This window comes from Pseudomonas sp. SHLD1, assembly GCF_028640935.1.
GTDB classification, from domain to species: Bacteria; Pseudomonadota; Gammaproteobacteria; order Pseudomonadales; family Pseudomonadaceae; genus Chryseomonas; species Chryseomonas aestiva.
Window position 1 is genome coordinate 58,466 of sequence record NZ_JAQZAD010000035.1, and the last position, 18,972, is coordinate 77,437.

General features: G+C 66.4%; 16 protein-coding genes. 5 read left to right on the top strand and 11 right to left on the bottom strand.

Annotation, left to right across the window (positions count from 1 at the left end; genetic code table 11):
- Nucleotides 1–22 precede the first annotated feature (22 nt).
- Nucleotides 23–1,666 carry an alpha,alpha-trehalase TreA gene (gene treA / locus PVZ77_RS23910; RefSeq protein ID WP_273808517.1) on the top strand — a complete coding sequence of 548 codons (1,644 nt, stop codon included), beginning with the start codon at nt 23–25 and terminating at the stop codon, nt 1,664–1,666.
- A 293-nt stretch (nt 1,667–1,959) separates the two neighbouring features.
- Here treA and PVZ77_RS23915 read toward each other — a convergent pair whose 3' ends face one another.
- The 9 genes from PVZ77_RS23915 to PVZ77_RS23955 form a co-directional block, all read right to left on the bottom strand.
- Nucleotides 1,960–2,112, bottom strand: a complete 153-nt coding sequence (locus PVZ77_RS23915) for a hypothetical protein (RefSeq protein WP_178118456.1) — start codon at nt 2,110–2,112, stop codon at nt 1,960–1,962.
- A 65-nt stretch (nt 2,113–2,177) separates the two neighbouring features.
- The gene (locus PVZ77_RS23920) at nt 2,178–3,989 is read right to left on the bottom strand and encodes an ABC transporter ATP-binding protein (RefSeq protein WP_273808518.1); all 1,812 of its coding nucleotides are present in this window, start codon (nt 3,987–3,989) and stop codon (nt 2,178–2,180) included.
- Nucleotides 3,990–4,720: 731 nt separating this feature from the next.
- The gene (locus PVZ77_RS23925; RefSeq protein ID WP_273808520.1) at nt 4,721–6,115 is read right to left on the bottom strand and encodes a GGDEF domain-containing protein; all 1,395 of its coding nucleotides are present in this window, start codon (nt 6,113–6,115) and stop codon (nt 4,721–4,723) included.
- Nucleotides 6,116–6,236: 121 nt separating this feature from the next.
- The gene (locus PVZ77_RS23930; protein ID WP_273808522.1) at nt 6,237–8,876 is read right to left on the bottom strand and encodes an MGH1-like glycoside hydrolase domain-containing protein; all 2,640 of its coding nucleotides are present in this window, start codon (nt 8,874–8,876) and stop codon (nt 6,237–6,239) included.
- 271 nt (nt 8,877–9,147) lie between these two features.
- On the bottom strand, nt 9,148–10,791 hold the full coding sequence (mqo, locus tag PVZ77_RS23935; RefSeq protein WP_273808524.1) for a malate dehydrogenase (quinone): 1,644 nt from the start codon (nt 10,789–10,791) through the stop codon (nt 9,148–9,150).
- A 493-nt stretch (nt 10,792–11,284) separates the two neighbouring features.
- Entirely contained in the window at nt 11,285–12,211 is a 927-nt protein-coding gene (rlmF, locus tag PVZ77_RS23940; protein WP_273808525.1) for a 23S rRNA (adenine(1618)-N(6))-methyltransferase RlmF, read from the bottom strand.
- Between the two features lie 55 nt (nt 12,212–12,266).
- Nucleotides 12,267–13,238, bottom strand: a complete 972-nt coding sequence (locus PVZ77_RS23945) for an aldo/keto reductase (RefSeq protein WP_273808526.1) — start codon at nt 13,236–13,238, stop codon at nt 12,267–12,269.
- 61 nt (nt 13,239–13,299) lie between these two features.
- On the bottom strand, nt 13,300–14,004 hold the full coding sequence (locus PVZ77_RS23950; RefSeq protein ID WP_273808527.1) for a 16S rRNA pseudouridine(516) synthase: 705 nt from the start codon (nt 14,002–14,004) through the stop codon (nt 13,300–13,302).
- On the bottom strand, nt 14,004–14,219 hold the full coding sequence (locus tag PVZ77_RS23955) for a cysteine-rich CWC family protein (RefSeq protein ID WP_273808528.1): 216 nt from the start codon (nt 14,217–14,219) through the stop codon (nt 14,004–14,006). The genes PVZ77_RS23950 and PVZ77_RS23955 overlap by 1 nt, the downstream gene beginning before the upstream one ends.
- 143 nt (nt 14,220–14,362) lie before the next feature.
- On the opposite strand from PVZ77_RS23955, the gene PVZ77_RS23960 reads away from it, so the two are divergent.
- From PVZ77_RS23960 to ung, 4 genes are all read left to right on the top strand, one after another.
- The gene (locus PVZ77_RS23960) at nt 14,363–15,484 is read left to right on the top strand and encodes a glycerophosphodiester phosphodiesterase (RefSeq protein ID WP_273808529.1); all 1,122 of its coding nucleotides are present in this window, start codon (nt 14,363–14,365) and stop codon (nt 15,482–15,484) included.
- A gap of 50 nt (nt 15,485–15,534) precedes the next feature.
- Complete coding sequence (locus PVZ77_RS23965) at nt 15,535–15,987, top strand: NUDIX hydrolase (protein WP_273808530.1); 453 nt, start codon at nt 15,535–15,537, stop codon at nt 15,985–15,987.
- A gap of 84 nt (nt 15,988–16,071) precedes the next feature.
- Nucleotides 16,072–16,371, top strand: coding sequence for a hypothetical protein (locus PVZ77_RS23970; protein ID WP_007163043.1), 300 nt, complete (start codon nt 16,072–16,074; stop codon nt 16,369–16,371).
- A 64-nt stretch (nt 16,372–16,435) separates the two neighbouring features.
- Entirely contained in the window at nt 16,436–17,131 is a 696-nt protein-coding gene (ung, locus tag PVZ77_RS23975) for a uracil-DNA glycosylase (protein WP_145153341.1), read from the top strand.
- Between the two features lie 30 nt (nt 17,132–17,161).
- On the opposite strand, the gene PVZ77_RS23980 is transcribed toward ung, so the two are convergent.
- Together PVZ77_RS23980 and PVZ77_RS23985 are read right to left on the bottom strand one after the other, a co-directional pair.
- Nucleotides 17,162–18,106, bottom strand: coding sequence for a DMT family transporter (locus PVZ77_RS23980; protein WP_273808531.1), 945 nt, complete (start codon nt 18,104–18,106; stop codon nt 17,162–17,164).
- Between the two features lie 103 nt (nt 18,107–18,209).
- On the bottom strand, nt 18,210–18,935 hold the full coding sequence (locus PVZ77_RS23985; protein WP_273808533.1) for an AraC family transcriptional regulator: 726 nt from the start codon (nt 18,933–18,935) through the stop codon (nt 18,210–18,212).
- Nucleotides 18,936–18,972 lie beyond the last annotated feature (37 nt).

Sequence of the window (18,972 nt, forward strand, 5' to 3'; positions counted from 1 at the left end):
TCGACAAGAAAAGGAGCGCTTCATGAAACGCCTGCCACCTGCGCCGCCCGCGCGGATGCTCGTCCTGTCCCTGTCCATCGCCTTTCTCGCTGCCTGCGCCCATGAGGGCAGCAAGCCGGAAACCCCGACCTGGAGTTGGCGCGACGCCAGCAGCGCCCGCGCCGTGCCGCCGGACCAGGCCTATCCCGAGCTGTTCGCCGCCGTGCAGCAGGGCAAGCTGTTCAGCGACCAGAAGCACTTCGTCGATGCCCTGCCCAGGCGCAATCCGGCCGATATCCGCCAGGACTATCTGGCCCAGCGCGACAAGCCGGGCTTCGACCTCAAGGCTTTCGTCAGCGCCAACTTCGAAGAATCCGATCCGATCAAGGCCGCACCGCCCAAGGCGGGGGCCGACCTGCCGACCCACGTCAAGGACCTCTGGCCGGTGCTGACCCGCCACTACGAAGAGGTGCCGGCCTACAGCAGCCTGCTGCCGCTGCCCAAGCCCTATGTGGTGCCGGGTGGACGCTTCCGCGAGGTCTACTACTGGGATTCCTACTTCACCATGCTGGGACTGGCCAAGGACGGGCGCACCGACCTGGTCCGCGACATGGTGGACAACTTCGCGCATGAGATCGACGTCTACGGCCACATTCCCAACGGCAATCGCAGCTACTACCTGAGCCGCTCGCAGCCGCCGTTCTTCGCCTACATGGTCGATCTGCAGGCCAGCCTGGAAGGCGACTCCGCCTATCGCCGCTACCTGCCGCAACTGCAGAAGGAATACGCCTACTGGATGGCCGGGGCCGAAGGCCTGCAACCGGGCCAGGCCAATGCCCATGTGGTCAGGCTGGCCGACGGCACCCTGCTCAATCGCTACTGGGACGCCCGCGATACCCCGCGCCAGGAGTCCTACCTGGAAGACCTGGCCACCGCCGCCCAGGCCAAGGGCCGATCGGCCGGCGAGGTCTATCGCGACCTGCGCGCCGGGGCCGAGAGTGGCTGGGACTTCTCCTCGCGCTGGCTGGGCGATGGCAAGACCCTGGCGACCATCCGCACCACCGCCATCGCCCCGGTGGACCTGAACAGCCTGCTCTATCACCTGGAACAGACCATCGCCAAGGCCTGCGGGAAGACCGGCGAGGCCAGTTGCGTCCAGGCCTATAGCCAGAAGGCCAAGACCCGCCAGCAGGCCATCGACCGCTACCTGTGGAATCCGGCCGGTTATTACACCGACTTCGACTGGCAGGCCAAGCGCCGTACCGACAAGGTTTCCGCCGCTACCCTGTTCCCGCTGTTCGTGGGCCTCGCCAGCCAGAGCAGTGCCGACCAGACCGCCGCGACCGTGGCCAACCAGCTGCTGCGTCCGGGTGGCATCGCCACCACCACGGTCAAGACCGGCCAGCAGTGGGACGAGCCCAACGGCTGGGCGCCCCTGCAATGGGTCGCCGTGGACGGCCTGCGTCGCTACCAGCAGGACAAGCTGGCCGCCGACATCGGCACCCGCTTCCTGACCCAGGTGCAGAACCTCTACGCCCGCGAGCAGAAGCTGGTGGAGAAATACGACCTCACCGGCGGCCAGGGTGGTGGCGGCGGCGAGTACGAGCTGCAGGACGGCTTCGGCTGGACCAACGGCGTGACGCTCAAGCTGCTCGAACTCTACAAGCCGCAACCTGGCGCGAAATAAGGCCAAAGAAAAGGTCCGCCATGGCGGACCTTTTTCATACTGCCAAATCCCAACGATCTGGGAGTTTTGGCTAACCCGTGAGCTTCGCTGCGCTCAACCCAACCTGCGGACCGCTATTTCCCTTTCTCCCTTTCGGATAGGGCTGAGGTAAACCTAACCCCCAATCCAGGTTGATGGCGTACTACAGCGTCACAGCGGATCCACCGGTGGCGCATCGTCCTCGTCGGCAGGCAACTCCGCCGGATGCAGCCCCTCCGGATCGTCGTCCTCGGGCAACGGCAGGATGGCGTTCATCAGCTGTACTCCGGATCGCGCGGATTCTTCTGCGGCAGGCGTTCCTCGACCGGCTTGTCATCCGGATCCTCACCTACGGGCTCTTCGGGATCAGGCGCAATGTCCGGGTCGATGTCCAGGTCGTCGGGGTTTTCCTTGATCTGATCGTTCATGCGGCCTCCGCGAGTGGTTGTTAAGCGTTGGGCATAGCCCTCCACGCGAAGTTCGTTACCGGCGATCAGCGATAGCCTCTGGCCTGCAGATCGAACAGCTGGGCATAGCGGCCGCCGCTGGCCAGCAGCTGCTCGTGATCCCCTCGCTCGCGGATCTCGCCGCCTTCCAGCACCAGGATCTGATCGGCATTGCGCACGCTGGAGAAACGGTGCGAGATCAGCAGGGTCATGCGCTGCTGCGCCTGGGCGCGAAAGCGTTCGAAGATCACCGCCTCGGCGGCGGCGTCCAGCGCGGCGGTGGGTTCGTCCAGTACCAGGATATCGGCGTCTTCGCGCATATAGGCGCGTGACAGGGCGATCTTCTGCCACTGCCCGCCGGACAACTCCTGACCGCCCATGAACCAGCGTCCGAGCTGGGTCTCGTAGCCTTCGCGCAGGCCGGCGATGACCTCGTCGGCCAGGCCCTGCTCGGCCGCCTTGCGCCAGCGTGTCTCGTCGTTGAAGGCCGTGGTGTCACCGACACCGAGGTTTTCGCCAGCGGTGAGCTGGTAGCGGATGAAGTCCTGGAAGATGACGCCAATGCGCCTGTGCAGGGCGACCGGCTGCCACTCCTGCAGATCGCTGCCATCGAGCAGGATGCGTCCCTGGGTAGGCGGATGCAGCCGGGTCAGCAGCTTGATCAGGGTGGTCTTGCCCGAGCCGTTGGCGCCCACCAGGGCCAGGCTCTGGCCCGGCGCCAGGTGAAAGCTGATGTCCTTGAGCGTCGCTGCGGTCGCGCCCGGATAGGTGAAGCCGACTCCTTCGAATCTCAGGCCATCTCCGGGCTGGCTGCCGGCGGTGAGGCTGCCGCCCTCGGCGCTGGTCGGCTGGCCCAGGTAGTCGTAGAGATTGCTCAGGTAGAGGCTGTCTTCGTAGAGTCCGCCAAGGGCCGTCAGGCTGGCGCTGACCGCGGCCTGACCCTGGCGAAACAGGGTTAAATAGAGGGTCATCTGGCCCAGGCTCAGACGGCCGCGCACGGTATCGAGCACCACCCAGGCATAGGCGGCATAGAAGGCGAGGGTGCCCAGCAGGCCAAAGACGAAACCCCAACCGTCACGTCTCAGGGTCAGGCGGCGGTCCTCGGCATAGAGCTTGGTGAAGGTGGTGCGATAGCGCTCCAGCAGCAGCGGCGCCAGGCCGAACAGCTTGACCTCCTTGATGTAGGCCTCGTGGGAAAGCAAGGTCTCCAGGTAGGTCTGGCGGCGCGTCTCGGGCGCACGCCGACTGAACAGGCGAAAGGCATCGCCGGAAAAGCGCGCCTCGGCCAGGAACACCGGCAGGGCACCCACCACCAGCAACAGCAGCGCCCAGGGCGAGAAATGCACCAGCAGCACGGCGAAGCTGACCAGCGAGATGAGGTTCTGCAACAGGGTCAGGGACTTGGTCACCAGCGCCAGGGGCCGGATGGACGCCTCGCGCCGGGCCCGTACCAGCTTGTCGTAGAAATCCGCGTCTTCGAATTGTGCCAGCGACAGGGTCTGGGCCTTTTCCAGGATCAGCAGATTCACGGTCTGCCCCAGGCGTACCCGCAGCAGCGACTGCTGCACCGACAGCAGCCGCTGGGCCCCTGCCAGGGCGGCCAGCACCCCCGCTTCGGCCAGCACGAACTTCAGCACTGGCCACAGCGGCGCCTGGCCCTGCTCGGCATGCAGCCGCATGGCCGCCACCACGGCATCGACGATGCGTTGTCCCAGCCAGGCGGCCAGCGCCGGCAGCAGGCCGGCGACCAGGGTGGCCAGAACCAGGCCGATCATCAGCGCGGGAGAGGTGCTCCAGACCAGGCCGGCAGCGCGGCGCATCTGCTGTTGCACGATAGCGAAGGAGGTCGAGAGGGCCATGGCGGATCTTCGGCGAGGGTCAGCATTAGTCGAGGCGGCGGTCGCCATGTTCCCGAGGCTATGGCAAAAGGCTTACACGCCCTGGTGTCACCTGGCCATGTCGCCTTCTCGGCGGGCTGCGTACTCTACATCCATCAGCGGCGCAGGATGCGCAGCTCTGAGGTCACGGATGAAGACCAGGCCAGGATGGCGCCTGACAGGACGTTGGGATGGTCGCAACAAAGAACCCGCTTCGGCGGGTTTTTTGTTGGGCGCGATTTGAGGTCGGCAGGCGGACCGGGCAGGGTATGGCAAAAGGCTTACACGCCCTGGTGTCACCTAGCCATGTCGCCTTCTCGGCGGGCTGCGTAATCTACACCTATCAGCGGCGCAGGATGCGCAGCTCTGAGGTCACGGATGAAGACCAGGCCAGGATGGCGCCTGACAGGATGTTGGGATGGTCGCAACAAGCAACCCGCTTCGGCGGGTTTTTTGTTGGGCGCGATTTGAGGTCGGCAGGCGGACCGGGCAGGGTATGGCAAAAGGCTTACACGCCCTGGTGTCACCTGGCCATGTCGCCTTCTCGGTGGGCTGCGTAATCTACACCTATCAGCGGCGCAGGATGCGCAGCTTTGAGGTCACGGATGAAGACCAGGCCAGGATGGCGCCTGACAGGACGTTGGGATGGTCGCAACAAACAACCCGCTTCGGCGGGTTTTTTGTTTTGGGCGTCATGCCAGCCTGGCAGACGATTAAGGTCCGGGTTCCGCGGCGACGCGATTGCGACCGGCGCCCTTGGCCGCATAGAGCGCCCGATCGGCGCCTTCGGTGAGGGTGTAGGCATTCATCCCGGCCCTGTAGGTAGCGATACCAACGCTCAGGGTCACCGCGCGCCGTGACCAGGCATGGTTGGCGACGGCGGCCCGACAACGCTCGGCAACCAGATGGGCCGCGCTGAGATCGGCACCTGACAGCAGGATGGCGAATTCCTCGCCGCCGTAGCGAAAGCAGGCGTCATTGTCGCGACAGCTTTGTAGCAGCAACTGGCTGACCGTCTGCAAGGTGGTATCACCGGCCTGGTGGCCAAAGGCGTCGTTGTAGGCCTTGAAGTGATCGACGTCGATCAGCAGCATGGACAACGGCGTGCCCTGGTCCTCGGCGCGCCGCAGATGCTCCGTCAGGCGCAGGTCGAAGGCGCGTCTGTTGAACAGGCCGGTCAGGGCATCGGTGACGCTGCGTTGCTCGGCGGCCTGCATCATGTCCAGCAGCTGACGCTGCGAGGCCTCCAGCATGTGCTGTTGCTCGATATGCTCGGTGACGTCCACCGACAGCCCCGCCAGGGCGATGCCCTGCCGGGTGACCAGGGGAAACTTGTAGGACTGCCAGAAGAGGCGTCGGCCGTCCTGAGCCGTCATGCGCTCGACGAGTCGGCTCGGCTTGAGTTCGTTCATCACCTGCTCGTCGACCTGGCGAAAACGTGGCGCCGCCTCTGGCCAGATGGTGAAGTCGTCCTGGCCGAGGACCTCGTCACGGGTCAGTTCCAGCTGCTGCAGAAAGGGCTCGTTGACATAGCGGTAGCGCCAGTCGCGGTCCTTGATGTAGGCGATGAAGGGCCCGTTGTTCATGAAGGCGGAAAAATTGATGTCCAGCTCTTCCAGCTGGCGCAGGGTCTCGCGCTGTTGCAGCAGGATGATGACCTGCCGGGCCAGCCGTTGCAGGTTGTCGACCTGCGCCGGCTCGAAATGCCGGACCCGATCGTCCATCACGCAGAGGGTGCCAAGGGCGACCCCGTGTCGGTCGAGCAGGGGAATGCCCAGGTAGGCGCGCATCCGCTCCAGCCCGGGTGCCGACCTGAGGTGTGAGACACGCGGGTCCCTCTGCAGATCCTCGACCAGAAAAGGCTGGCGAGGGGTGCGGATCGCCAGGTGGCAGAGCGAGGCGTCGACCGGCACCTCGGCTACCGTCATGCCCTGGCAGGCCTTGAACCAGAGACGTTGCCGATCGGCCAGGGTGATGAAGGCCACCGGCGCCCGGGTCAGTTGGCAGGCCAGGGCGACGATGTCCTCGTAGGCGGCTTCGACACCGCTATCGAGAATCTGCAGCTCGCTCAGGGCGTGGAGACGCTGGGCGTCATCGGGGTGAGTCATGCGGGCTCGCGAAGGCGGGGTCTCTGGCTAGAGCATAGTATCCAGGGCGACGGAGGAAAACTGTAGCCTTGCCGCAGTTCGCCCAGGCACCGGTCGCGACCGGCACCTGGGCATTAGCGGACTAGCGCCGGGGTTGCAGCAGCAGCGCCACCAGGGCGCTCCAGCCGGTCTGGTGGGAGGCCCCGAGTCCGCGGCCGTTTTCGCCGTGGAAATACTCGTGGAACAGCACCAGGTCGCGACTACGCGGATCGTTCTGCAGTTGCGGATAGTCGACCATGCTCGGGCGTTTGCCGTCGGCGTCCTTGAGGAACAGCCGCGTCAGGCGCTGGCTGAGGCCGTCGGCGACCTCTTCCAGATTGGCCAGGTAGCCGGAGCCGCTGGGGTATTCCACCGAGAAGCTGTCGGCGTAGTAACGGTGGAACTCGTGCAGCGACTCGATGAGCATGTAGTTGATCGGCATCCACAGTGGCCCGCGCCAGTTGGAGTTGCCGCCATAGAGCCGCGAATCCGATTCCGCCGGCTGGTAGCGGGCGCTGAGCAGGTTGCCGTCGGCCTGGCGCATCTCGAAGGGTTGCTGTTCGTGGGCCTTGGACAGCGAGCGGATGCCGTATTCGGAGAGGAATTCGTTGTCATCCAGCATGCGCTTGAGCAGCAGCTTGGTGCGGTGGCCGCGCAGCAGCGAGAGCAGGAATCTATTGCCCTGACCGGGTTCGGTCCAGCGCGAGACCAGTCGGGCGAGATCCGGCCGCTGGCGCAGGAAGCCGCGCAGCCGTCCGCCGAGGCCGGGGAGGCCCTCGTGCTCGCGCTGTTCCAGGACCTGCACCGCGAACAGCGGGATGAGGCCGACGATGGACCTCAGGCGCAACGGCTCGGCGCTGCCATCCGCCTTGTGCAGGACGTCGTAGAAGAACTCGTCCTGTTCGTCCCAGAGCCCGTCTTCGCGATCATCGCTGTGGTTGATGGCGCCGGCGATGTGCAGGAAGTGCTCGAAGAATTTCACCCCCAGATCGACGTACACCGGATTTTCCTTGGCCAGCTCCAGGGCGATGCGCATCAGGTCCAGGGCGTAGGCGGCCATCCAGGCGGTGCCGTCGGCCTGGTCCAGGTGATAGCCCTCCGGCAGGGGGGCCGAGCGGTCGAAGAGGGCGATGTTGTCCAGGCCGAGGAAACCGCCCTGGAAGATGTTGCGGCCCTCGGTGTCCTTGCGGTTGATCCACCAGGAGAAATTCAGCAGCAGCTTGTGGAAGACGCGTTCGAGAAAGACCCGGTCGCCCACCCCGGTCAGGGACTTTTCCTGCAGGTAGACGTGCCAGGTGGCCCAGGCGTGCACCGGCGGATTGGCGTCCTCGAAATTCCACTCGTAGGCCGGCAGCTGGCCATTGGGGTGCATGAATCTGTCCTTCACCAGCAGCAGCAGCTGCTGCTTGGCGAAACCGGGATCGATCAGGGCGTAGGCCACCGCCTGGAAAGCCAGGTCCCAGGAGGCGTACCAGGGGTACTCCCATTTGTCCGGCATGGACACGATGTCGAAATTGAGCAGGTGGCGCCAGTGGCCGTTGCGGATGCGCTGGCGCTGCGCCGGCGGCGCCGGCTGGGCCGGATCGCCATCGAGCCAGCGATTGACCTCGAAATAATAGAGCTGCTTGGACCAGAGCAGGCCGGCCAGGGCCTGACGCTGCACCAGACGCGCATCGGGATCGGCGATCTTTTCCTGCAGGGCGGCATAGAAGGCATCGGCCTCGGCGATGCGCTCGGCAAAGATCGCATCGGCATCCACCGCCAGCGCATTGGTGGGCGCCAGGCGCAGGTAGACCACGGTCTTGGCGCCACCCTCCAATTCCACGGCGAAATGGGCGGCTGCCTTGCTGCCGAAATCGCGGCGGATCGCCTCGCGGGCGCCGCGCACCACGTAGTCGTTGATGCCGTCCTTGAAGGGCCCTTCGGCGGGCTCGCCGGTGAGGCGGGGCAGGTTGGTTTCGTTGTTGCAGAACAGCCACTCGGCCTCGCGCGGGCCCCAGGCGCTGACCACCAGGTCGGGCCGGTCGAAATAGCTGGCGCGAACCTGGTCGCCTTCCAGGCTGAGCATGGAGCGCGGCGGGGTACCGGTCCAGGCCCAGGTGTTGCGAGACCAGATCTGCGGCAGCACCCGCAGGCTGGCGCGCTCGGTCCCGCGGTTTTCCACGGTGACCCGCATCAGGATGTCGTCGGGGGTGTGCTTGGCGTATTCGACGGTGACGTCGAAATAGCGATCCTCGGCGAAGACGCCGGTATCGAGGATCTCGTATTCGCGGTCCTCCAGGCCGCGCCGGGCGTTTTCCTCGGTGAGCTGGGCATAGGGAAAGGCGGCGTGGGGATACTTGTAGAGCATCTTCTGGTAGGCATGGCTCGGCACCCCGTCCAGGTAGAAGTACAACTCCTTGACGTCCTCGCCATGGTTGCCCTCGGCGTTGGTCAGGCCGAACAGCCGTTCCTTGAGGAAGGGATCGCGTTCGTTCCACAGGGCGATGCCCAGGCACCATTGCTGAGCCTTGTCGCAGAAACCGGCGAGGCCGTCTTCGCCCCAGCGATAGGCGCGGCTGCGCGCATGGTCATGGGGGAAGTAGCGCCAGGCGTCGCCATCGGCGCTGTAGTCTTCACGGACCGTGGCCCACTGGCGCTCGCTCAGGTAGGGCCCCCACTGCCGCCAGGCGGCGGCATCGGTATCAGCCAGGCGCTGGCCTTCTCGGGTATGCAGGATGCCCGGGGCGGGATGTGCCGTCATCGTGTCTCCAGATTCAGGTAACGGTTAAGGCTCGAGGATAGATCACCATTGTGGCGTGCAACGACCTGCCTTGGCGTATCGCTGCAGTTTTTAGTGCCTGTCTGACCGGAAAAAATTCACGCCGTTGCGGTTTTCGTCACAGGGTCTGGGCGGATGCAAAGGCTCTATCTCGGGCAGGCGGCGGACGAAAAAAAGCCCCACGCCGGGTCGGGGTGGGGCCTTCTGGTCATCGCGGAGAGCCCGCCGCTCGCGCAGCGGGCCTGGCAGCGATCTACAGCGCCATGTCGTTGGCGGCCTTTTCGGCGCGCGGGGCGCTGGCGGTGGCCTTGGCGTTCTCGGTGCCGGTGCCGGTGGCGACCGGCGGGGTGGCCAGTTGCAGGACTTCGGCGGTGTAGTTCCACTCCTGCTGAACGCGCGCCGGGTCGCTGTTCAGCTTGGTGCCGTAGCTGGGCACGATCTGGTGCAGCTTGGCTTGCCACTCCGGGGTCGCGACCTTGTCCTTGAACACCTTCTCCAGCACGCTCAGCATGATGGGCGCGGCGGTCGAGGCACCCGGGGAAGCGCCCAGCAGGCCGGCGATGCTGCCGTCCTTGGCCGCGACGATCTCGGTGCCCAGCTTCAGCACGCCACCCTTGTCGGCGTCGCGCTTGATGATCTGCACGCGCTGACCGGCCTGCCACAGGCGCCAGTCTTCCTTCTTGGCGTTGGGGAAGTACTCGCGCAGGGCGGCCATGCGGTCGTCATCCGACAGCATCAGCTGGCCGGCGAGGTATTCCACCAGCGGGTACTCGGCCACGCCCACGCGGACCATCGGCCAGGCGTTGTGGGTGTTGGTGCTGGTCAGCAGGTCCAGGTAGGAACCCTGCTTGAGGAACTTGGTGGAGAAGGTGGCGAAGGGCCCGAACAGGATCACGCGCTTGCCGTCGAGCATGCGGGTGTCCAGGTGCGGTACCGACATCGGCGGTGCGCCCACCGAGGCCTTGCCATAGGCCTTGGCCAGGTGCTGCTGGGCGATCTCGGGATTGTCGGTGACCAGGAAGGAACCCCCCACCGGGAAGCCGGCGTAGTCGTTGGCTTCGGGGATGCCCGACTTCTGCAGCAGGTGCAGCGCACCGCCACCGGCGCCGATGAAGACGAACTTGGCGTCGGTCTCGGTCTTCTTGCCGTCCTTGAGGTTCTTGTACTCCACGCGCCAGCTGCCATCGGCATTGCGGGTGATGTTCTCGACTTCGCTGGACAGGTTCAGCTTGAAGTTCGGCTTGGACTGCAGGTTGGCGGCGAACTGGCGGGTGATCTCGCCGAAGTTGACGTCGGTGCCCAGCGGACTCCAGGTGGCGGCGATCTTCTGCTTGGGATCGCGACCTTCCATCATCAGCGGAACCCACTGCTTGATCTGCGCGGGATCCTCGGAGAACTGCATGCCGGAGAACAGCGGGCTGGCCTTGAGCGCCTCGTAGCGCTTCTTCAGGAAGGCGATGTTCTCGTCACCCCAGACGAAGCTCATGTGCGGGGTGCTGTTGATGAAGCTCTTCGGGTCCTTGAGGACACCGTTCTTGACCTGCCAGGACCAGAATTGACGGGAGATCTGGAAGGCTTCGTTGATCTCGATGGCCTTGGCGATGGTGACCTTGCCGTCCTTGTCTTCCGGGGTGTAGTTCAGCTCGGCCAGGGCGGAGTGGCCGGTACCGGCATTGTTCCAGCCGTTGGAGCTCTCGTCGGCGACCTTGTCCAGGCGCTCGACCATTTCCATGGTCCAGTTCGGCTCCAGCTCGTTCAGCCAGATGCCCAGGGTGGAGCTCATGATGCCGCCGCCGATCAGCAGGACGTCGACCTTCTTGGTGTCTTCGGCCTGTGCGGTGCCCAGGGCGGAGGCGATGGCGACGCCGAGCAGCGCGCCAGTCATTTTCTTCAGCATGTGATCTCTCGTTCGATAGAAGCTGGGTCTGCTTATCGAGTTTCGGTGCGGTGCGGCACCATGGCACATGGGGGGATGTGCAGTGGGCAAGGCAGAATGCAGCCGGAAACACGCAAGGGCAGGTTCTTTTCCCTCCACCGCCCCTCTCTCATGAGTCACCGGAGGAGTCGGAGCAAAAACGCAAGGCGCGGCCTTGGCAGCGGCTGACCGGCGACAGAGGTCCCGGGCGCGGCTGCGTGCGCGTGGCGTAATTGTTGCCGGACATTTTAAAGGGAAGGGGTAGGGCTGCCTAGCCCGTAATTCATTGGCTTTGCCTATTAGCCTTTAGTCTAATCCGCTGTGACGGCGATCAAAGTCCCGCCAGCTGCCGCTCCAGGCGAAGCGGAGCGGCCTGGGCGGCTTTCCGCAAGCCGCCGGCGGCACCGACGAAAGCGGGCAGAAAGCCGCCGGAGGGTCGTCGTTCGCAGGGGCGCGCAGGTAGCGGGACGATAGATCAGGCGAAGCGCCAGGCGAGAAAGCGACTCTGCTTCTGGCCCTGGGCCATGGCTACGACGCGACTTTCAATGACCTTTTCGCGGCGTAGCGCCGCCTGCAACGGCGGCAGATTGCTGGCCTTGGACACCAGGCAGGTGAACCAGCCGACCTGCCTGGCGAAGGCCCGACTCTCGCGGATCATCCTGTCGATAAAGGCTGCCTCGCCCCCGGGGCACCAGAGTTCAGCCGCCTGGCCGCCGAAGTTGAGTAGGGGTACCTGCTTGCCGGTGGTCTTGCCCAGATTCTTCCACTTGCGCCTGCTGCCGCGCACGGCATCGTCGGGGCTGGCGTGGAAGGGCGGGTTGCACAGGGTGGCGGCGTAGCGCTCACCGGGCTGCAGGATGCCGGCGAAGATCGCCTGGGGATCCGGCTGGCGGCGCAACTCGATGGCGGCGGCGCAATCCGCATTGGCCGCCAGGGTGCGTCCGAAGGCAGCCAGCGCCGCCGGGGCGATGTCGCTGCCAACGAAATGCCAGCCATACTCCTTGAAGCCAATCAGCGGATAGACGCCATTGGCGCCCGTACCCACGTCCAGCAAGAGTGTAGTCGTGCCACGGGGAATCCGGCCGCCATTGCCCTCGGCCAGCAGGTCGGCCAGGTGATGCAGGTAATCCGCCCGGCCAGGAATCGGTGGGCAAAGGAAATCAGCGGGGATGTCCCACTCGCGCACGTCATGGTGCAGTGCCAGTAGCGCGCGATTGAGTGCGCGGACGGCCTGGGGATCGGTGAAGTCGATGGACAGATTGCCCCGCGGCGTCGGCGCCACGAACGGCCTGAGCGCCGGGCTCATGCGCATCAGGGCGGGAAAGTCGTAGCTGCCCTGGTGGCGATTGCGTGGATGCAGGGGCGCGGGGCGGCCAGGGAGGGGGCGGCGGGGCGAGGTCATGAAGGCAGGCAGGGTGGAAAAGGGGCGGCGAGCCTAGCACAGCCGCCCCTTTCACTCACGCGGGCGTCGGGGCATCCTCTGGCAGCACGCCGATCTCGCGCAGGTTGCGCCAGAAGGCGGCGGGGATAGGCGCCCGCAGCAGTTCGGCGTTCTGCCAGGCCCGCTCCGGCGTGCTGCTGCCGGGAATGGTGGCGGCCACCGTGGGATGGGCCAGGCAGAACTGCAGGGCCGCGGCGCGGATGTCCACCCCGTGATCCTGGCAGACGCCCTCGATCAGTTCGACCTTGCGACGCAGTGCCGGCTCGGCTTCGGCGTAGTTGTAATGCTTGCCACCCGCCAGCAGGCCGGAGTTGTAGGGCCCACCCACCACGATGCCCACGCCGCGGCGTGCGCATTCCGGGAAGAGCGTGTCCAGGGCTTCGCGATGATCCAGCAGGGAGTAGCGACCGGCCAGCAGGAAGGCATCGGGATCGCTCCGCTCCAGCGCCAGGCGGCAGGGTTCCACTAGGTTGACGCCCAGGCCCCAGCCCAGGATCAGCCCTTCCTCGCGCATCTCGGTGAGGGCCTTGGCCGCACCCTGCATGGCCTGGGCGAAGTAGTCACGCCAGGCTGGGCCGTGCTGGTCCTCGGACAGATCGTGGATCCAGACCAGGTCGAGGCGATCGGTCTTGAGGCGTTCCAGACTGGCCTCGATGGAGCGGCGGGCGCCGTCGGCGGAATAGTCGAGCACCCGCTTGAAGGGCAATTCGTTGACGAACGGCGGCGCATTTTCCGGCTGATCGGCCGGTTCCAGCAGGCGGCCGACCTTGCTGCAGAGGACGAAATCGTCGCGCGGCTTGTCGGCCAGCACCTCGGCGAAACGTCGCTCCGACAGCCCGGCGCCATAGTGGGGCGAGGTGTCATAGAGGCGGATGCCCGCGTCCCAGGCGGCTTCGAGAGTCGCCCGGGCGTCGGCGTCGCCTACCTCGCGGAACATGTTGCCCAGCGGGGCGCCGCCAAAGCCGAGGGAGGGGATGTCGATACGCATGGGAAGTCTCCAGGGTGGTGCGTGTCTGCATCCCGACCGGTGTCGCCGGACTCCTGTTCCCCTAGTCCGCCGGACGTAGCAGGGCCACCTCGGCGCGGGTGAGCGGGCGATAGGCACCCTCGGCCAGGGCGGAATCCAACGCCAGCTCGCCGATGCGGTCGCGATGCAGGGCGACAACCTCGATGCCGAAGCGGCCGAACATGCGCTTGACCTGGTGATAGCGGCCTTCGACCAGGGTCAGGAAGGCGTTGTGATCATCCAGTGGCTCCAGGCGTGCGGGTTGGGTGACCAGGTCTTCATAGGCGAAGTAGAGCCCCTCGGCGAAGGTGGCCACCAGCTGCGGCGGAATAGCCTCGGCGGTGGTGACCCGGTAGCGCTTGGTCTGCTTGTGACGCGGATGACTGAGACCGCGCGACCACTGGCCATCATTGGTGAGCAGCAGCAGGCCGGTGGTGTTGAAATCCAGCCGCCCGGCCAGGTGCAGATCGGCGCGCTGATCCGGTGCGAGGCAGTCCAGCACCGTGGCATGGCGGGCATCGACGGTGGCGCTCACGCAGCCGCGCGGCTTGTGCAGCATCAGGTAGCGGCCGCCGGGACCGTCCTGCAGCAGGCGCTCGTCGGCCTCGATGCGATCGAAGGCGAACACCTCCTGCTCGGCCCGCAGGGTGGTGGTGCCATTGACCCTTACCCGACCCTCGGCGAGCAGACGTCGCCCCAGTTGGCGGCCTAGCTCGGGTCGGTTGCCCAGCCAGCGGTCCAGGCGCATCAGCGAGATTCGCCGGCGGCGCCCGCCGCGCAGGCCGGGCAGAGGCAGCGTCGATCGCGCTCTTCCGCGGGCAGGCGCTCCAGGACGGCGGGATCGATCGGCGTCTGCAGGCACCAGCAGTCGAGGAGTTCGCCACCGGCGGCCAGGACGCAGCTGTTGGCCTGGCCGCACAGCGGGCAGCGGGTGGGATCGAAGGGGATGGGCGATGCGGCCATGGTGATCTCGTCGGGCGAAGCGGGCGGCAGAGTACCGGGAATTGCGACCTGGGTAACGTCCGCTACGCTGGGGGTCTGCGTACTGTCGCATCCGGGGTGCAAGCTGCATCCTAGCTCCGATCGTCGGACCACCCGAGGAACCCATGACAATAACTGCTCTGCGCACCCTGATCCGTACCCTGATTCCCGGCACCCTGCTGGTCAGCCAGCTGGCCCTGGCCACCGAAGCCGATGTCGGCCAGACCCTGGCCCGGCAGGCCGGCATTCCCTGGCCGGCGGTGATCGCCCATCGCGGCGCCTCCTTCGACGCCCCCGAATCCACCGCGCCGGCCTATCTGGTGGCGCGGGAACTAGGCGCCGACTACCTGGAGCTCGACCTGCAGCGCACCAGGGACGGCCAGCTCATCGCCCTGCACGACGACACCCTGGAACGGACCACCGACGTCGCCAAGCGCTTCCCCGACCGCGCCAAGGCCCCGGTCAGCCAGTTCACCCTGGCCGAACTCAAGTCGCTGGACGCCGGCAGCTGGTTCAACCAGGCCCATCCCGACCGCGCCCGGCCGAAATTCGCCGGACTCAGAATCCTTACCCTCGACGAGGTCATCGACATCGCCGAAGGCGGTCGCAACAAGCCGGGTCTCTACATCGAGACCAAGCAACCCAAGCTGTTTCCGGGCATCGAGCGCGACCTCAAGGCCAAGCTGACCCAGCGCGGCTGGCTCGGTAAGCCCAAGCCGGGCGCCACCGGCGTCGCCGCCATGCCCGGGCGGGTGATCCTGCAGACCTTCGAGAAGAGCAGCCTGGAGCTGTTGCAGAAGGAGATGCCGAAGACGCCGAAGATCCTGCTGCTGTGGCTGGGCGACGACTACATCCCGGCCAAGCCCGGGCCGAGCTACGCCGAGTCGGGCGAGGCCAGCAAGGCGGCCTACTACGCCAAGCAGCAGGTGCGCTCCGAAGGCGATTTCACCGCCTGGATCGAGTGGGCCAAGGCCCATGGCGCCATCGGCATCGGCCCCTCGGCGGCTCTGGAGGAGGGTGGCGACCAGAGCTACGCGGACCTGGTGAAGCCCTGGATGAACGACGTCGCCCACGAGCGGGGTCTGCTGGTGCATGCCTATACGGTGGACTCGGCGGTGGACTACGCGCGTCTCGCGCCGCGTGGTGTGGATGGCTTCTTCAGCAATCGCGCCGCCGAATTGCTCAAGTTCTATGAGCGTCCGGCCAAGCAGGAACCGGGTGCCCTGCTCAAGCAACTCGGTTACTGAGTGGAGTTGGGGAGACCGGCCGGTCTCCCCCCGTCATCTGGAGCCCCATCATGTCCCGCCATGCCTTCAACGGTGCCAAGCTGGCGCTGCTCTGCGCTGAGCAGATCCTGGTCTATCAGCGCGACGACAAGCCCGACATCCCCTGGCCGGCCCTCTGGGACCTGCCCGGCGGTGGTCGCGAAGACGGCGAGACGCCCGAGCGCTGCGCCCTGCGCGAGCTGGAGGAAGAATTCGGCCTGGTGCTGGACGAGGCGCGGCTGACCTGGGGGCGTTGCTATCCGCCGCGCCAACCCGGTTACCTCCCAAGCTGGCTGTTCGCCGGGCAGTTGCATCCTGGCGAGATCGCCGCCATCCGCTTCGGTGACGAAGGCCAGCATTGGCAGTTGATGAGCATCGCCGACTTTCTCGCCCATCCCCAGGGCGTGCCCCATCTGCAGACGCGGCTGCAGGACTACCTGGGCGAGCGGGAGGAGAACCGAACGGCGTCTCTTAATCCCGGCTGAATGAACGCGCGATAACCGGGCGCGGCGCCTGGCCAGGGCTTAAGCTTTCTCCAGGCCCATCCGGGCCGTTCTGGAGATATCCCCATGCGCCATTTCCTCTTGGCGTCGCTCTGTGCCCTGACCTTTACCGGCTGCACCGTCTACGACACGTCCCCGCGCTATTACAGCCGTCCGGCACCGCCCGCGGCGGTCTTCTACGGCACGCCGGCCTATCCGCCGCCCGCGGTCATCGTGCGGCCCTATGGCTATGGCTACTACTATCGGCCGGCGCCGCCACCACCGCCTCACTGGGGTCCGGGTCCCGGTTGGGGACCGCCGGGCTGGGGGCCGCGTCCGGGTTATGGTCCGCCCGGCTGGGGCCCGCGCTACGGTCCGCGCTGGTAGCGGGTTTGACAGAGGCAGCCGGCTTTTCTAGGGTGCTGCCCTTGTCTTGACCAGGAAGCCTCGAATCGTGGACGACGATCGCATCAAGCTCGACCCCCAATGGAAAGCCGCGCTGCGCGACGAATTCGAGCAGCCCTACATGCGTCAGCTGAGCGAATTCCTCAGGCGCGAGAAGGCGGCGGGCAAAGTCATCTATCCGCCCGGTCCGCTGATCTTCAACGCCCTCAATACCACCCCTCTGGATCAGGTCAGGGTGGTCATCCTCGGCCAGGATCCCTATCACGGTCCGGGCCAGGCCCACGGGCTGAGCTTCTCGGTGCAGCCTGGGGTGCCGGCGCCACCGTCACTGCAGAACATCTTCAAGGAGCTCAAGCGCGATCTGAACCTGCCCATTCCCAACCATGGCTACCTGCAGCACTGGGCGGAGCAGGGCGTGCTGCTACTCAATACCTCGCTGACCGTGGAACAGGCCAACGCCGGTTCCCACGCCAAGGCCGGCTGGCAGAGATTCACCGATCGCATCATCGAGGTGGTCAGCGCCGAGCGGGAGAATCTGGTGTTCCTGCTCTGGGGCAGCCATGCCCAGAGCAAGCAGACGCTCATCGACCCCCAGAAGCACCTGATCCTCAAGTCGGCGCATCCCTCGCCGCTGTCGGCCCACCGCGGCTTCATCGGCAACGGCCACTTCGGCCGCACCAACGAATTCCTGCGCAACGCCGGCCTCACCCCCATCGACTGGGCGCTGCCGCCGCTGGCGTAGGAGGGGCGCAGCCGGCCAGGACGCTCGCGTTCAGGTCGTCCCTGCCGCGACTGTCCGAGGCGGGCGCCGGTGGCACTGCAGGCACCAGCTCGTCCCGAGCATGAGCAGGAGGATCGCCAGGAATTCCAGGCGAGTCGGCCAGCGCCCGTTCCAGAGAAAGCCATAGGTCAGCGAGGCCAGGGTCTCGATGACGATGGCCTGACCACTCAGGGTCAGGGGTAGCCGGCGGCTGGCCTGGTTCCAGCAGGCGCCGCCGATGACCGAGGCGAGCAGCGCCACGCCGGCAGCCACCAGCAGCGGCTGCAGCCAGTCCGCCGGTGTCCGCAACGCCAGCTCGTCTCCCAGCAACCAGGGCGCGACCAGCAGTGCCTGGGCACCGGTCATCCCGCCCAGCAGCAGGCCCCAATCGTGGGCGCCGATCGGCGTCCTGGCCAGAAGGCGCATGTTGACCACCGCGAACCAGCTCCAGGCCAGCAGGGCGCCGCAGGCGCACAGCAGGCCCAGAGCGGGCTGCTCGCCGACTGTGGGGGTGGTCAGCGTCTCGTAGCTGATCAGGATCACGCCGAGCAGTGCGCAGCAGAGCGCTGGCCAGAGGCGACCGAACCTCACGGCGCCCGCGTCGCGCTGCCCGGCCAGGGCCACCAGCAGGGGGATAAGGCCGACGATCAGGGTGGTCGCCGCGATACCGGCCTGCTTCACGCCCACGCCGACCAGGGTGTAGTAACCCAGGTTGCCGATCAGGCTGAGCCAGAACAGGCGCTTGCCGGTGGCCCAGGTGAGTTGGGTGCGAAGTCGGCGCCAACAGGGCAGCAACAGTCCGAGTGACACCAGCCCGTAGCAGAGAAAGCGCAGCACGGCGAACTGGGCGCCGCTCAGGTCAGGGACCAGCGCCGGGGCCAGAAAGATCACGCCCCAGCACAGGCCTGCCGCCAGTCCGTAGCCGATACCCACTGCCGATAGTTCTCGTTCCTGCATCGCGCCGTCTCCACCGATTCGCCACCAGTGTGGCGACGGCGACGTGGACCGGTCTTGCGCGAGACTGCAAGGCTTTTTACCCGGACTGCTTACCTGGACGGCGTTACCCGGGCAATCGCTGGCCGCGCCGCCAGGCCGCCGGACTGATGCCCAGGCGGCGGGTCATGGCGCGGGTCAGAGCGGCCTGGTCGGAAAAGCCGACACGCAGGGCGATGTCGGCGATGGGCAGGCGGCTGTCGCCGAGCCAGCGTTGTGCCTGGCGCAGCCGCAGGTCGGTGAGCCAGGCCTGGGGCGTCTGGGCGAAACGCTGGTGGAACAGCAGGTGCAGCCGGGTCAGCCCCAGGCCCGCCAGGCGGGCCATGGCCGCATTGTTCCAGTCACCGGCGGGCTGGGCCTCCACCTGGGCCAGCAGGCGGTCGAAGGCCGAGCCGGCGGTGGCGGAGGTAAGCGACGCGAGCAGCAGACGGGTGAGTTCGGGCGCGTGTTGGTCGAGGGTGTCAGGCGAGGTCAGCTCGGCAAAGGCGATCAGCTGGCGGGTCGCGGGCGGAATCGCCATACCCGGCTGCCGTAGCGCTCGATCCAGGATCGGAGCAGGCAACCAGTCCGCCGCGCAGTCGATCACCAGAAAGCGGCTGCCTGGCTCCGATTGCTGGGCATGACCGCAGTCGGGCGCAACCAGGGCCGCGAGACCGGTATGCAGCCGCGTCCCGCTACGTCCGTCGAGCTCCAGCTCCATGCCGCCCTGGATGGGCAGCACCAGCTGCGCGAAGGCATGGGCATGGGGCTGGTGTTCGCCCTGATAGCGCTTGATGGCGAGGCGGGGAGTCAAGGCGCACCTCGTTGGGAGCGGGAGGTCGAGAGCCTTG

Coding starts and splice junctions, on each gene's coding strand:
- treA (WP_273808517.1), top strand. CDS start 23: ATGAAACGCCTGCCACCTGCGCCGCCCGCGCGGATGCTCGTCCTGTCC.
- PVZ77_RS23915 (WP_178118456.1), bottom strand. CDS start 2,112: ATGAACGATCAGATCAAGGAAAACCCCGACGACCTGGACATCGACCCG.
- PVZ77_RS23920 (WP_273808518.1), bottom strand. CDS start 3,989: ATGGCCCTCTCGACCTCCTTCGCTATCGTGCAACAGCAGATGCGCCGC.
- PVZ77_RS23925 (WP_273808520.1), bottom strand. CDS start 6,115: ATGACTCACCCCGATGACGCCCAGCGTCTCCACGCCCTGAGCGAGCTG.
- PVZ77_RS23930 (WP_273808522.1), bottom strand. CDS start 8,876: ATGACGGCACATCCCGCCCCGGGCATCCTGCATACCCGAGAAGGCCAG.
- mqo (WP_273808524.1), bottom strand. CDS start 10,791: ATGCTGAAGAAAATGACTGGCGCGCTGCTCGGCGTCGCCATCGCCTCC.
- rlmF (WP_273808525.1), bottom strand. CDS start 12,211: ATGACCTCGCCCCGCCGCCCCCTCCCTGGCCGCCCCGCGCCCCTGCAT.
- PVZ77_RS23945 (WP_273808526.1), bottom strand. CDS start 13,238: ATGCGTATCGACATCCCCTCCCTCGGCTTTGGCGGCGCCCCGCTGGGC.
- PVZ77_RS23950 (WP_273808527.1), bottom strand. CDS start 14,004: ATGCGCCTGGACCGCTGGCTGGGCAACCGACCCGAGCTAGGCCGCCAA.
- PVZ77_RS23955 (WP_273808528.1), bottom strand. CDS start 14,219: ATGGCCGCATCGCCCATCCCCTTCGATCCCACCCGCTGCCCGCTGTGC.
- PVZ77_RS23960 (WP_273808529.1), top strand. CDS start 14,363: ATGACAATAACTGCTCTGCGCACCCTGATCCGTACCCTGATTCCCGGC.
- PVZ77_RS23965 (WP_273808530.1), top strand. CDS start 15,535: ATGTCCCGCCATGCCTTCAACGGTGCCAAGCTGGCGCTGCTCTGCGCT.
- PVZ77_RS23970 (WP_007163043.1), top strand. CDS start 16,072: ATGCGCCATTTCCTCTTGGCGTCGCTCTGTGCCCTGACCTTTACCGGC.
- PVZ77_RS23980 (WP_273808531.1), bottom strand. CDS start 18,106: ATGCAGGAACGAGAACTATCGGCAGTGGGTATCGGCTACGGACTGGCG.